Below are 14,274 nucleotides of genomic sequence, written 5' to 3'. Positions count from 1 at the left end.
CATTGATGGTTATGTCCAATCGCCAGTATTCATCTAAGCCTGAAAAGCAAAAAGGTGTGGCTTTAATTGTTGTCATACTCATTATTGCCATGATTTCAATTGTTGCGACAAATATCACTAGCCTAAACCAATTATCGGTTAGGCGTACTATTAATGTGGCTCAGTATGATCAAGCCTATTGGTATGCCTTGTCAGCTGAAGAGTTGGCTAAGAAAATATTAACCCAAGATTTTGAAGATGATGAGGAAAGTGTCAACCTGCAACAATATTGGGCACAATCCGGTATGGTTTTTCCTGTTGAGCTGGGTGAAATTGCTGGTGAAATGAAAGATATGCGATCTTGTTTTAATGTGAATGCATTATCAGTTGCTACTGAAGAAGATGCCAGCACGGGACAATCGAAACCCAGCCTACCGATGCGACAATTTGCGGGTTTGCTAGTGGCGATGGGAATGGATCAGTTTTCGGCTGATACTTTAGCGGCCACATTAAAAGATTATACCGATGAGGATACAACATCGAGCCCTTATGGGGCTGAAGATGCGGAATATGAGTCCAGAACGGTACCTTATCGCGCGGCGAATACCTTGTTATTTGATAAGAGTGAGCTCAGAGCCATTATGGGGTTCACTCAAGATATTTATATGAGAATTGCACCTTTCGTTTGTGCCATTCCGGGTAACTCTGAACAAGTATTGAATGTGAATACTATAACCGTTGAAGACGCTCCGTTATTAGCTGGCATGTTCGAAAATAAAATATCTGTTGGTGAGGCTGAAGGTATTATTAATCAGAGACCGGCTGATGGTTATGAGTCGATTGAAGATTTTTGGACTAATTCATCGATCAGTAGTTTCAAAACATCAGATGAAGCATTAGCGTCAAGTTTTGGAATAGACAGTAATTATTTTTTATTAAGGGCAGGTGCGAAAGTCGATCGTGCGATATTTCGTTTAAAAAGCGTATTAATGCGAGGATCGGATGACAAGCTGTCAGTGATTTCACGTCAGTTTGGTGATAGAAAAATAATATTACCAGTGAAAGAAGATCCCAGCTCATTTTTAAGTGAAGAAGAGAATATGGGAATTTCACAACTAGATCCGGAGAAGAGAAAGTGAGCGAACGATTAGTTATCCGATTAGGACAGACTGCCGAAAACCCTTGTTTTTGGTTGGTGTGGTCAGAACAAGAACAAGAGATAATTGCATCCGGACAATTGAGCCATGTTGATGAATTATCAACGTTAACCGAACGAGCTGGTCATAGACCTGTTGATGTTTTAGTGCCCACATCGACGATTACGTTAACTTCGGTTGATTTACCTGAAGGTAATCAAAGGCAAGCGATTAAGGCACTGCCTTTTATGTTGGAAGAGAATCTTGCGCAAGATGTCGATGAATTGCATTTTGTTGTGGGTAAGGCTCAAGGTGCTCATTTACCTGTGGGGGTGGTTGCTCATGAGCAAATGCAAATGTGGTTAACTTGGCTAAGTGATGCTCAGTTGACCATACAGCGCATTGTACCTGATTGTCTTGCTCTTCCTTTGGAAGAATGCCATTGGGCTGCAATGCAATTTGAAGAAGACTATTTATTAAGAACAGGTGAGAGTAGTGGTGTTGCTTTGCCAAAGACATGGCTGCCAACGGCACTTCCTCATTTAATTGCAGAAACAAACCTTGCTACTGATAGCGAAGAAGATGATCTGCCAACAGTGGCTGGGTATACTGAACTCACACTGGCTGGAACGGATATACGTCAGCAAGTGTTAGAGTTGCCTATGCTGACATTAGCGAAAGGCTTAGCCGCAGCGCCATTAGATTTGTTGACGGGTTTATATAAACCCAAACGTGAATATGCTAAATATTTATCGCTTTGGGGGAATACGGCAATTTTATTTGGTGCGTTATTTGTGCTGGCATTGGTTAATAAAGGCTTAAACATTTATCAAATGGATGCCCAGGTCGAGGCATTAAAAGCCCAAACCGAGGCGATATATAAACAAGTCGTGCCAGGCAGTTCTCGAGTGGTTAATGTGCGTACGCAAATTGATGGCTATTTAAGAGGGCTGCAAGGCAATAGTCGAGGCAATAGTCAGTTTTTTTCTATGCTAGCGGGTATTGAAGGCGCATTTTCTCAGGTAAAAGAATTAAAACCGACCACAATGCGTTTTGATGGCGCCCGTAATGAGCTGAGAATGCAAGTTTCGGCAAAAAGTTATGCTCAAATTGAGCAGTTCAAAGATATTGTTTCACGTTCTTACAGCTTAGATTCTGGGGCGATGAATAGTACCGATTCTGCTGTAACTAGTACTTTAACGATAAAGGCGAAATAACATGGAAAACTTAAAAACATGGTGGCGAGGACTGGTTCTGCGAGAGCAGCAAATGGTCGTGGCATGTGCTGTTGTTTTGGTGGTTGGTTTTATCTATTGGGGAGTCTGGACGCCTATCGATAATGCTGAAATGGATGCCCAACATAATCTCGCGGCTCAAGAGCAGACTTTACATTATGTTAAGCAAAAAGCCAACCGCATAGCGGGGCTTAAGCAAGTAAAGGGCAATGATAAGTTTACAGGGAGTTTAAGTGCTATTGTGAATCAAACGGCAGCGCAATATGAACTTGAGATTACTCGAATGCAGCCACAGGGCAATAAAATTCAAGTGTGGATGAGTGATGTTCCTTTCAATGCGCTATTAGATTATGTGAGTAATCTTGTTCAAGAAAAAGGCTTGTCTTTAGACAGTATCGATATTGCGGCAGTAGATACACCTGGCTATGTTTCTGTGCGTCGTATTCAGTTCTCTTTGTAAGGTATTAATGTGAGTTTAACGAAGAAAATAATTATTGGTCTGTTCATTTATCTCATTTTTTTAGTGGCTACCTTACCAGCCACTTTTGTGGCCAGATTTGTCGAGTTACCTAAAGGGCTTTCTGTTGCGGATTTGTCGGGCAGTGTGTGGGCAGGACAAATCAATAGTATCACTTTTGAAGGGCGCCAGCTTGACACCTTAAAGTGGGATTTTAGTCCATGGCGATTACTGTTAGGACAAGCTCAAGTGAACTTTACCTTAGGTGAGCGAAATACACCGATAAATGCAAAAGGTTTGGTTAGGGCCTCTTTTTCTGGCATGTATTTAGAGGACTTTCGATTTGAAGCGCCCATTCCAGCTTTACTAGGGAATAAGGCATTGCCTCTTAGAAGTAAAGTGAATGGAGACATTAGCCTATTTATTAAGGAATTTGATTCAGGCAAACCTTGGTGTGAAGCGTTATCAGGAACGGCTATTATTAACCAAGCAAAATTGAATAACCAATTTGGCGATTACCCTTTAGGCAATGTCTCTTTTGCTTTAGCTTGCGTGAATGGCAATATAGAGCTGAAAACCGATGATAAAATGAACCACCTTGGTTTAGTGGGGAGTTTGATAATACAAGACAAAAATCGTGTGGCTATTGATGCGAAAATGAAAGAAACCCCCGAGCAACCAGCCGATCTTAAAAAAATGTTGAGTCAGTTTGGTGCTAAAGACAGTCAAGGGTATTACACATTGAATTATAAAGGAGCTATACCTGGATTGTAGCGAATATGATGATTCTGTGGTTCTAAAAAGATTGTGATTTTTGACAATTAAACGATTAACGCCCACTTATTGGTTCAATGAGTGGGCGTTTTTTGTTGCTATATGAATCTTGTAAATATTTTAGCTAAAATTAAAGTTGTGGTTCAACTAGGTCGTAGTAAGATGATGTTCATAGTGGATAGATTATGAGCATGAAGCCCGATGAATAAAAAACTGCTGAAACCAACCATATTAAACACTCAGACTGTTGCGAAAAGCCGTTTGTTTCATATTGAGCAAGTGGATCTTCAGTTTTCCAATGCCGAATGTCGGCAATATGAAAGAATGAAAGGAAAGGGAAGCGGAGCCGTGATGGTCGTGCCGGTTTTAAACAATCAACAATTGTTGTTAGGTCGTGAGTACGCTGTTGGCACTGACAGTTATGAGTTAGGTTTTACTAAGGGGTTGATTGATCCGGGTGAAAGTGCCATGGAAGCGGCAAATAGAGAGTTGCAAGAGGAAATTGGTTATGGAGCCAAAAAACTTACACATTTAATGGAGTTAAGTTTAGCGCCCAGTTATTTTTCCAGTAAAATGCAAATATTTCTTGCTGAAGAACTGTACGAAAGTCAACTTGAAGGGGATGAGCCGGAGCCTATTGAGTTGGTCACTTGGTCCCTTGAAAATTGGCAAAATCTCCTGCTTGAAGATGATTTTTCTGAATCTAGAAGTGTTTGCGCCTTGTTTTTAGCGCAAAAGCATCTCAAGCTTAAGTAGACTAGTCATGAAGCTTATTTACTCTTAATCTATGCCGTTTTTAAAATTGTGGGCTGTTGGAGTCGTATATGAAGCCAGAACATTATATTGAGCAAGTTATCGATATAGCAAAGGATGCTGGGGAAACTATCCGGGATATTTATCAAAGAGGGACATTTCAACGCGAAATTAAGTCAGATAATACACCCGTCACTTCAGCCGATCTGGCTGCACATAATATTATTACTTCAGCGTTAATGGTGTTGACGCCTGAGATCCCTATTCTATCTGAAGAAGATGCCGATATTCCCCTGCAAAAGCGAGAAAACTGGCAGCGTTATTGGTTAGTCGATCCGCTTGATGGCACAGGTGAGTTTATTGCTGGAAGCGGCGACTTTTCAGTAATCATTGCTTTAATTGAACATAACAGGCCTATTATGGGCGTTGTTTATGTGCCGATGACAGAAGTGTGTTATTACGCTATTGCTGGTTTAGGGGCGTATAAACGTCATGATGACGCTGAACTTAGGATCCACAGTCGATTTATTGAAAAAGATGATCCCTCTTTACGGTTAGCGGTCAGCCGCAGGCAAGATCCTCAGTCAGTCATTAAGTTATTTCATCAACATAAGCATTGTGAACTTGTGACGTTAGGGGGAGCTGCATTAAAGAGTTGTTTGGTCGCAGAAGGACGAGCTGATTGTTATGTTCGTATTGGTCCCACGGGGGAATGGGATACGGGAGCCGCGCAAATTATCATAGAAGAAGCGGGTGGTGAAATCATGGATTTAGAGTTGCAGCCTTTGTCCTATAATGAACGTGAGAGTTTAGAAAACCCCAATTTTATTGTAGTGGGTGCCCCCCATTTAGAGTGGGATAAAATTTTGGTTGGAGAATCATGATATATCCAAGTCACTTGAAAGCGTATTTTCAAGTGATTTGGGAATAAAAAGGCCGATGCAGAGATTTTTATGCTAAACATATCGCCTTTATATTACAGCGTAGACTAAGTTAGCGTAATAAATTGACATACTAAAGAGGCTGGTTCTATCGAGCCTGACATTAAGGAATATCAATATGATCGTTTCTCGCCGTTTTTTCCCTTATTTTGTGACACAATCTTTAGGTGCGCTAAACGATAATTTATACAAGAATATTCTTCTATTGATGGTGACTTACTCACAAGTTGAGCAGTTACCTATCAGTGTTAATTTATTTGTCAATTTAGCGGCCGGCTTGTTTATTTTACCTTTTTTACTATTTTCTGCTCATGCCGGTCTGATAGCTGACCATATTGATAAAGCTTTACTCATTCGTAGGTTGAAGTTACTTGAAATTGTTATCATGGCTTGTGCCATGGTGGCCATTTTGACGCATAGCTATCTCATTATGTTGTTATTACTCTTTTTGACGGGGACACAATCTGCTTATTTTGGTCCTGTTAAGTATTCTATTTTACCACGTGCTTTGTATGAGCAAGAGTTGGTTCGAGGCAATGCTTGGGTGGAGTTAGGCACTTTTATTGCTATCTTAGTGGGCACGCTCAGCGCAGGGTTGATCGTTGATTATGATCCTCAAGGGGGATTACCTGCAATATTGGTTTTTGTATTGGCATTAATTGGCTATGGCTCCAGTGTGATGATCCCGTCTGTTCCCCCTATTTCAACTCATCAAAAAGTTAAATTTGCGCCCTTTTCGGGGGGCTGGACCATGATTAAAAATGTTAAGCAGCAACCTGCAATTTGGGCCAGTATTATTGTTATTAGCTGGTTTTGGTTTTTAGGGGCCACTTACTTAACGCAGTTTCCTAATTTCTCAAAAGTTAATTTGCATGGTGATGCCACGGTTGTGTCACTGCTTTTATTATTGTTTTCCATGGGAATAGGGGTAGGTTCACTCATCTGTGGTCGCTTATCATTTGGACAAGTTGAATTAGGTATTTCGTTACTTGGTTTAATTGGTTTGACATTATTTGGGCTTGATCTGCCTTTGGCTGTGACCTTGCTTGAAGTGCATTCTGGCGTGCCTTACAGCGCGGTTTCTTTTATTACCAGTGGAGAGCATTATAGGGTGATATTTGACTTGTTTATGATTGGTGTGAGTGGTGGGCTGTTTATTGTGCCTCTATATGCTTTCATTCAGGTCAAATCTAAGCAAGGACACTGTGCTCAGGCTATTGCAGTGAATAATATCACCAATGCAGTATTTATGATTGGTTCAGCAGTGTTTTCTATGGTGTTGTTTGGCGGCTTTTCTTGGAGTATTTTACAACTGTTTACGCTTTTATCTGCGTTAAATTTAGTGATTCTGATTTATCTTGTTTTTGTCTTTCCAGGCTTTATTTTTGCTTGTCTCAGTTATGTGATCCGGCATCTTTTTGTGCGGCTGAAAATTGATGGGATCAATAAACTTGTGGGTGGTGGAGCGATATTATTGGTCAACCGTGAGTTGTCGACAATGGAGCGTGTTATATTGCAGGGATTGACTGGGCGAAATATGTTTTTTGTCAGTGATAATCATAAAAATGAAACGGGTTTTAAAGCTTGGTTGTCTCGGCATTTACATTATATTGTTATTTCAGAAGCATTAGAGTCAGTTCAGCCTTCTATTGATAGTCTCTTGATGAAAGATTTGGATGCAGGAGATTGGGTGGTTATCCAAGATGTCGAATTTCATGTGTTATTTTCTGATATGAAAATTCAACCGCCAAAATTAACCTTGACCATGGGCAGTGATGACACTATCTCATTTAGGCATTTAGTGAAAATAGATATTGTTTAGTTAATTTCAACGCGGCGCTATTTTTGCCCCTATCTATGTTGTGCTTTCTACTAATAGCCCACTATTAGACACGAAATCCCGCCTTGATATAGACAAAAATAGCGGTATTTAGCCAAATTAAACAATAAAGAATAACGGGGCTAATTTTAACCTATTGACTTTAAATGGATGACCAATACTCTTTGACACTCATTATCTGGATTTCAGGTTAGTTATACTCATCAAGCCATTGGTTAATAGCTTGATGATCTCCTCGAAAAATCACTTTGTCTTGTTTTTTATTGAGCTGATATTGATACATAGGATCGTAATAGTATGTGAGTAATTGTGTTATCCATACTCTATGATCATCATTTGTGCGATATATCTCATATTGACGGCAAGCATAGCTTAAATGGCTTTGCAGTTTATCGTGTAATTGACCGCCCAAACGTTTTTTTATTTGCAGTAATCCTTGGGTTAAATACTGTTGAAATACTTGTTTACCTTCTATTGGCCCCAATCGAGTAATAAAGCCTTCATGCATATTGAGAATATACTCTTTCAGGATCCTTGATACGCGCTTTTCCATGGTTTCTTCGAGTACTAGAATTTGTGCTGTTTGCATTTTTTTATACAGGATTTGAGGAATGGCCGCACGTCCTATGAGATAGCTCTCATCTTCAAGGAGCAAGTAAGGTAATTTTTTTACTTTTGACTTTAGCAGGTTAATAGCCAGTGTGTTCTCAAAATTAATTTGACTAGGTTGGGGAGTAAAGCATTGCCCAAAGCTAGATCCTCTGTGCTGTGCAATAGCTTCGAGATCAATATTGTTTTTTTGTTGTGTTAACAGTTCTGTTTTTCCACTGCCTGTTGATCCACTGAGAATAAGTAAGTTTTGTGAATGGCTGATGGTTTCAATCGATTGGATTAAAAACTGCCGCATGGCTTTATAGCCACCTTCAATATAAGGCACGTTGAAACCGGCTTTTTTGAGCCATTCTTGGACAAGTTGTGAGCGTAGTCCGCCTCTAAAACAGTAGAGGTATGCATTAGGTTGTGTTTTTAAATAGTCAGTCCATTGTTCTATGCGTTGCTGCTTTATGTCGTCTTTTATCAGCGAATAGCCTAAGTTGATTGCGGCTGCTTGTCCTTGTTGTTTGTAGCATGTCCCCACTAATTCACGTTCATTGTCTTGCATTAAATAGAGATTACAGCTGTGTGGAAAGGCCCCTTTCTTGAACTCTATGGGCGCCCTAACATCAATAAGAGGATGCTCATCAAGAAAAATAGAGAGGTAATTTGAGCTGGACTGAGTGCCTTTGAACATTAGGCAAGATTGATAGTATGGGTGGCTGGCTGAACATCCAGTTGGCCGATACAATGAATGGGAAGTCGATGGCCTTCTGTTAGGTGTAATAATGCTTCTTCTGCATTTGAGCTAACGGAAATCAGTAGGCCACCACTGGTTTGTGGATCGCATATAATGGCTTTTTGTTCATCAGTCAGAGAAGGTAAATGTGTATGGTAGCTTTCATAGTTTCGGTGTGTGCCACCAGGAATGCAGCCCATTTTAATGTATTCATGAATAGAGGAAAGTAAAGGGAGTGAGGCCATATTAATGGTTGCGTTGAGATGAGCACCTTGGCACATTTCAAGTAGATGTCCAGCGAGTCCAAACCCTGTGACATCTGTCATGGCATTGACCCCTTTAATTTCCGCAATAAGAGGTCCAATACTGTTGAGTTGACACATGGCATCAATAGCGATGTGGCTATCAGTAGGGTTTAACTTTTGTTGTTTTTGAGCTGTGGTTAAAATACCTATTCCAAGTGGTTTTGTCAGGTAGAGTTTATCACCTGCTTTGGCGGTATTATTTTTTTTCAATTTATCCAGTGAAATTTGTCCTGTAACAGCTAATCCAAAAATAGGCTCAGGAGAATCAATACTGTGTCCTCCCGCAAGCATGATGTTAGCATCGTGACAAGCTTGGCGTCCCCCATCGATGACTTGCTGGGCTATTTCTGCAGGAAGTTGATTAATGGGCCAGCCTAAAATGGCGATGGCCATAATTGGTTGGCCGCCCATTGCATAAATATCACTAATGGCATTGGTCGCGGCGATACGACCAAAAGTAAAAGGATCATCAACAATTGGCATAAAAAAATCTGTGGTGCTGATAATACCTGTTTTATTGTTCAGTTGATAAACAGCTGCGTCATCGCGGCTTTGATTGCCAACAATAATGTTTGGGTCGTTAAATGTGGGAAGCTTTGATGCAAGAATAGTGCTTAGCACAGAAGGTGATATTTTACAGCCACAGCCTGCCCCATGGCTATATTGAGTTAATTTTATATCTGTATTTTGCACGATATCGCCTCATATGAAAATTCATTGCTGATTATCATATAAGGCGATAGTGTGTTTTTATATTAGCCAGATGCATTAATCCTGTGGTTTTTATACGTACAGGGATGTGAGTATTCGCCAATTTTTCTTTTGTTGTAGCCAGCGCTCTTTCAAATGATCAACTTGAAGCATCAGCTGGTCGTTGACCAATTGTTTCTTTTTCGCTTCAATGAGGACTTTTTGGGCTTCATAATACTCTAATAAATGGCTTTTCATGAGATCATATTCGGCTTGTATAATGGCTAATACTTCTTCTTTGTTGGGTAAGTGGGCAATTTTATGCTGAGTGTTTTGCAGCTGCATTTTTAATTTCGCACTTTCGATGCGTTCTTGAGGAACAATGCGCAACTGACTGGCTAAACCGATTTTAGCAAAAGCATTTATCATCCATTTGGTTGGATCATATTGCCACCATTTAATCCCATTGCGGTAATCGTTTTCAAAGATATGGTGGAAGTTATGGTAGCCTTCCCCATAAGTGAGTAAAGCAATAAAACCATTATCTTTGGCTGTATTTTTATCCGTATAGGTTTGCTTACCCCAAATATGAGCTAATGAATTAATAAAAAATGTGAAATGATGGCTGACGACCAATCTTAATAAGCCTGCAAGCAGTACCATGCCAAGAATGTTGCCATTTAACCAACCTAAAACAACCGGTAATCCAATATTCATGAGCAGCATTAACGGAACATAATATTTATGCTGCCACATCACGATTTTATCATTTTGTAGGTCGCGAACATTTTTATAATCATTATAACGGTGTGCTTGGTATTCCCTTAGCATCCAACCGATATGACTGTACCAAAACCCTTTTTTAGCTGAGTAGGGATCAATGTCATTATTATCAACATGTTTATGATGAATACGGTGATCAGATGACCAATGCAATGCACTGTTTTGTATCGCTAAGGCGCCACCAAGTGCGTAAAGAAAACGGACAGAGGCATGGGCTTTATACGTGCGGTGTGACCATAATCTATGGTATCCCCCAGTAATTGACATTCCACTGGCAAAAAGGAGTACAACAAAGGCAATCCACTCTGAGGTTTGAAATCCTTGCGTCATGGCATACCAAGGCACCAAAATAACCGCACCTAGAAAGGTGAGGGTAAATAAACTGACATTAGTCCAAATTAAAGGCGGTTTTTTCATTTTATTTCTATCAATTTTATTTTGAGCTTACATGTGTAAGCTAATTTAACGTGCTTCTCCTCTGGGGTCAAGGTTTCTTCTCTTGCTGCGCTTTGCTTTAAAAAACGGTATTATTCGTTTTATCTGTTTTGTAAGTGGATCCAGTATGGGCATTAGAGCATTGCAAAAAGAGAAAACTCGTCGAGCATTAGTTGATGCAGCTTTTAATCAGCTAAGTGCAGAACGGAGCTTTTCCAGTTTGAGTTTGCGAGAAGTTGCTAGAGAAGCCAATATCGCGCCAACATCATTTTATCGTCATTTTAAAGATATGAATGAATTGGGTTTAACGATGGTGGATGAAGGTGGTTTGACATTACGTCAAATGATGCGCAAAGGGCGTCAACGGGCAGAAGAAGGTGGCAGTGTGATCCGCATTTCTGTTGATACTTTCATGGAAGTGCTGGAATCTAATCCAAATGTTTTTCGTATTTTATTACATGAGCGTTCAGGTACATCGGCACCTTTTCGTGGTGCGGTTGCCCGAGAAATTGAGCATTTCATTTCAGAACTAACACATTATACTGAGTCTACGACACAACGTCATCCTGCTTTAGCTCGAGCACAAGCTGAATCGTTAGTCACTTTAGTATTTAATGCGGGGGCAGCAGCTTTGGATATGAAACGTATCGAACGTAAGAAACTCGCCGATCAGCTGGTGGTGCAATTACGTATGGTGGCGAAAGGTGCGGAGGCGTTGCAAAAGAAACATATATCTAAAGTGAGTTAACAACGTTTTGAGTTAACTCACTTTGGTTACTCATTTATCTTTTTTCGAGTAATAGCCCTGATTCCATATGATCGGTATAAGGGAATTGATCAAATAATGCAAAACGACTTATTTTATGTGTTTTATTCAGTTCATCTAAATTATCGATGAGAGTATGTGGGTTGCAAGAAATATAAACAATACGCTCATATTGTTGAACTAGCTTGATTGTGTTTGTGTCTAATCCTGCTCTTGGAGGATCGACAAAGATGGTATTACATTCGTAGCTGTCTAAGTCGATCCCTTCCAGTCGTCTAAAGCTTCTCTTTTTTGCCATTGCGTCAGTGAAATCTTCAGCTGACATACGAATGATCTGCAAGTTATCAATATGATTGGCTTTAATATTATATTGTGCAGATTCAACTGAAGGTTTAGCCAGCTCTGTTGCTAATACTTTATTAAAATTTTGGGCGAGTGCAATGGAGAAATTACCATTACCACAATAAAGCTCTAATAAATCACCAGTGCTCTGTTTGGTCGAATCGATAGCCCATTCCAGCATTTTAATAGAGACGTTACCATTGGGCTGAGTAAAGCTATTTTCAATTTGGTGATATTGCAATTGCTTGTTGTTGACAATTAAAGACTCAAGCACAAAATCTTTATCTATGATGATTTTTTGTTTACGGGCTCGACCAATTAAATTAATCGAGAAGTGTTCTGACAAGAAAGTTTTTAGTGTTCGAGCTTCTTGCTCCCACGCTTGTTCTAAGGGCTTATGATAAAGTAATGAAACCAATATTTCGCCACTGAGTGTAGAGAGAAAATCTATTTGAAATAATTTGTGGCGTAATAAGGTGTTGGATTTTAACTGTTCAATTAAAATCGGCATCAGTTCGTTAATGAGTTTGCTGGCGGGAAGAAATTGATCACAGCGCACTTTTTCATTGAGTGCTTTATCAAACATGTAATAGTACATGTCATCACCATCATGCCATATACGAAATTCAGCTCGCATGCGATAATGTTCAGGCTCAGATGCAAATACTTCCATCTTTGGTGTATCAAACTGGCTAAATAATTGTGCCAGCTTGATGCGTTTTTGCTCGAGCTGCGCATCATAGGTTGTTGGATCCATTGCGGCTAAATTCATATCTTGATCATCATTGGCTATTGGGGGCGGAATTATATACCCAAGTGGCGTCAAGATGCGAGTGTGGCTGACTTGCGTATCATGCATGGTTTTTGATTTTACTTTCAAGTGTGGGAAACTGCGCTTTTAAACACTTTTAAGAGGTATACCTTGGCAGGTCCTATTTTGGTATTTGATTCTGGTATTGGTGGGTTATCAGTATTGAACACGATAAAATCAGTATTACCAGAGGCATCTTATTGTTATGTCTTTGATAATGCAAGGCTACCTTATGGCGAACTTGATGAGCAAGATTTGATTGCAGGCTGTGTAACGCTTATTTGTGATATTGCTGTGCGGGAAAAGGCAGCGTTAGTCGTAGTGGCTTGTAATACCGCAAGTACGTTAGTGCTACCTATATTACGGCAGAAAATGAGTATTCCTATTGTTGGTGTTGTACCTGCAATCAAACCGGCTGCTACCTCATCTATTCGAAAGAAAATTGGTTTATTAGCGACGCCTGCGACGGTTACTCGTGCTTATACACGTGATTTAATCCAACGTTTCGCAAGTGATTGTGAAGTTCATTTATTCGGTTCTTCTGAATTGGTCTTGCTTGCGGAGGAAAAGGCCATTGGTGATAGGATTGATAAGCAGTGCCTTGAATTGATACTTACCCCAGTAAAAAATTCGGGAGTTGATACTCTTGTACTAGGTTGTACTCACTTTCCTGTACTTAAAAATGAAATACAAGCAATACTGGGCTCTGATATTCAGTTATTGGATTCAGAATTGGCTATCGCCTCAAGGGTCCAATGTTTGTTCAAAAATGAGAAGGCGCAGAGGGATAAGTCAAATACTACCGCCTATTATACTGCAAACAGCATCTCTTTAGCGCTGAAAAATAAATTAGCCAATGATGGATTTGTTAATGTTAGTCGGTTCCATATTGGCTAATGATGAGTAGAGTAGTGTGTGAAATGCCTAGTTATTGGCTTCCGCTTTATCTGAATCTTGAGATTTAGCCTCTCTTACTTTTAAGGTTCTTTCTTGAAAATCAAATTCGTTAAGTTTGTTCATTGCTTTTTTGGCACCCGCTTCAGACATTTCAATGAACCCAAAACCTTTGCGTCGTCCTGTTTTTCGATCCCTAACTAAGCGAACTGAATTAACTGGGCCATATTCACCAAACAAAGCTTTTACTTCTCCTTCATGAACGCGATAGGGTAAATTGCCAACATAGAGTGTCATTGTTGGCCCTGTATAGGGTTTATCTGGATCAGCTGACATTGAAGTTGATTTAGATAACATAGAATAAACGACGCTAGCAATGATGGCGCCTGTGAAAAAAGCAATGGCTCCGTTTAGTGCTGGAGCAAGTAGGTATATTGCGAGAGCACCAAGAATGGCAATGAGCAAGACAATAAAGAATGGCTTTTGCATATATATAATCTCTAAAGAGTTAATGAATAATATGATAAATAACTGTTAATAACTGCTACATGGTAATGAATTATTTAACATGAAACTAGTCTAGTGATGGAAAAACGAGCTTTAGTCACTTTTTAACTATCTTAAAGATACGACAATTTCATCGTTTTGGGGCTAAATTGTATGGCTTTTCGACAAAAAAAAGCAAAGTGAATAAAAGCTGTGCATATAGGCGTTATTTTTTATAAAAGCCCTTGCGCTAATTCAAAATCTCCCTATAATGCGCACCCACTGACACGGCAAAGCAGCTTACTAAGCAATTG

14 protein-coding genes are annotated in these 14,274 nt (G+C 39.8%); 9 read left to right on the top strand and 5 right to left on the bottom strand.

Features of this window, described 5'->3' with window-relative positions; genetic code table 11:
- The first annotated feature begins 5 nt into the window (after window positions 1–5).
- From gspK to Q0976_RS20385, 7 genes are all read left to right on the top strand, one after another.
- A complete protein-coding gene (gene gspK / locus Q0976_RS20415) occupies window positions 6–1,118 on the top strand; it encodes a type II secretion system minor pseudopilin GspK (RefSeq protein WP_299495849.1) in 1,113 nt (370 codons plus the stop codon).
- Complete coding sequence (gene gspL, locus Q0976_RS20410; protein WP_299495847.1) at window positions 1,115–2,332, top strand: type II secretion system protein GspL; 1,218 nt, start codon at window positions 1,115–1,117, stop codon at window positions 2,330–2,332. Before gspK ends, gspL begins: the two co-directional genes overlap by 4 nt.
- Before the next feature lies 1 nt (window position 2,333).
- Complete coding sequence (locus tag Q0976_RS20405) at window positions 2,334–2,810, top strand: type II secretion system protein M (protein ID WP_299495845.1); 477 nt, start codon at window positions 2,334–2,336, stop codon at window positions 2,808–2,810.
- Window positions 2,811–2,819: 9 nt separating this feature from the next.
- Window positions 2,820–3,581, top strand: a complete 762-nt coding sequence (locus Q0976_RS20400) for a type II secretion system protein N (RefSeq protein ID WP_299495842.1) — start codon at window positions 2,820–2,822, stop codon at window positions 3,579–3,581.
- Between the two features lie 201 nt (window positions 3,582–3,782).
- Window positions 3,783–4,337 carry an ADP compounds hydrolase NudE gene (gene nudE, locus Q0976_RS20395; RefSeq protein WP_299495840.1) on the top strand — a complete coding sequence of 185 codons (555 nt, stop codon included), beginning with the start codon at window positions 3,783–3,785 and terminating at the stop codon, window positions 4,335–4,337.
- A gap of 68 nt (window positions 4,338–4,405) precedes the next feature.
- On the top strand, window positions 4,406–5,218 hold the full coding sequence (gene cysQ, locus Q0976_RS20390; protein WP_299495839.1) for a 3'(2'),5'-bisphosphate nucleotidase CysQ: 813 nt from the start codon (window positions 4,406–4,408) through the stop codon (window positions 5,216–5,218).
- A gap of 175 nt (window positions 5,219–5,393) precedes the next feature.
- The gene (locus tag Q0976_RS20385) at window positions 5,394–7,097 is read left to right on the top strand and encodes an MFS transporter (RefSeq protein WP_299495837.1); all 1,704 of its coding nucleotides are present in this window, start codon (window positions 5,394–5,396) and stop codon (window positions 7,095–7,097) included.
- A gap of 208 nt (window positions 7,098–7,305) precedes the next feature.
- Here Q0976_RS20385 and mnmH read toward each other — a convergent pair whose 3' ends face one another.
- From mnmH to Q0976_RS20370, 3 genes are all read right to left on the bottom strand, one after another.
- Complete coding sequence (gene mnmH / locus Q0976_RS20380; RefSeq protein ID WP_299495835.1) at window positions 7,306–8,406, bottom strand: tRNA 2-selenouridine(34) synthase MnmH; 1,101 nt, start codon at window positions 8,404–8,406, stop codon at window positions 7,306–7,308.
- Window positions 8,406–9,446, bottom strand: coding sequence for a selenide, water dikinase SelD (gene selD, locus Q0976_RS20375; RefSeq protein WP_299495832.1), 1,041 nt, complete (start codon window positions 9,444–9,446; stop codon window positions 8,406–8,408). Before selD ends, mnmH begins: the two co-directional genes overlap by 1 nt.
- A gap of 90 nt (window positions 9,447–9,536) precedes the next feature.
- Window positions 9,537–10,643 carry a fatty acid desaturase gene (locus tag Q0976_RS20370; RefSeq protein WP_299495830.1) on the bottom strand — a complete coding sequence of 369 codons (1,107 nt, stop codon included), beginning with the start codon at window positions 10,641–10,643 and terminating at the stop codon, window positions 9,537–9,539.
- A 145-nt stretch (window positions 10,644–10,788) separates the two neighbouring features.
- Here Q0976_RS20370 and fabR point away from each other — a divergent pair, with 145 nt between their 5' ends.
- Entirely contained in the window at window positions 10,789–11,409 is a 621-nt protein-coding gene (gene fabR, locus Q0976_RS20365; protein ID WP_299495959.1) for an HTH-type transcriptional repressor FabR, read from the top strand.
- A 34-nt stretch (window positions 11,410–11,443) separates the two neighbouring features.
- On the opposite strand, the gene trmA is transcribed toward fabR, so the two are convergent.
- Complete coding sequence (gene trmA, locus Q0976_RS20360; protein ID WP_299495957.1) at window positions 11,444–12,541, bottom strand: tRNA (uridine(54)-C5)-methyltransferase TrmA; 1,098 nt, start codon at window positions 12,539–12,541, stop codon at window positions 11,444–11,446.
- Between the two features lie 150 nt (window positions 12,542–12,691).
- Between trmA and murI the strand changes: the two genes are divergently transcribed.
- Window positions 12,692–13,477 (top strand): glutamate racemase, encoded by a 786-nt coding sequence (gene murI / locus Q0976_RS20355; protein ID WP_299495828.1) that lies wholly within the window; start codon window positions 12,692–12,694, stop codon window positions 13,475–13,477.
- Between the two features lie 27 nt (window positions 13,478–13,504).
- Here the strand turns inward: murI and Q0976_RS20350 are convergent, their stop codons facing one another.
- Entirely contained in the window at window positions 13,505–13,963 is a 459-nt protein-coding gene (locus tag Q0976_RS20350) for an RNA-binding protein (protein WP_299495826.1), read from the bottom strand.
- Between the last annotated feature and the right edge of the window lie 311 nt (window positions 13,964–14,274).

The organism is uncultured Shewanella sp. (assembly GCF_947501665.1).
GTDB lineage: Bacteria > Pseudomonadota > Gammaproteobacteria > Enterobacterales > Shewanellaceae > Shewanella.
The sequence above is the reverse complement of the archived record's forward strand: the minus strand, read 5'-3'. Positions and strand labels throughout refer to the sequence as shown.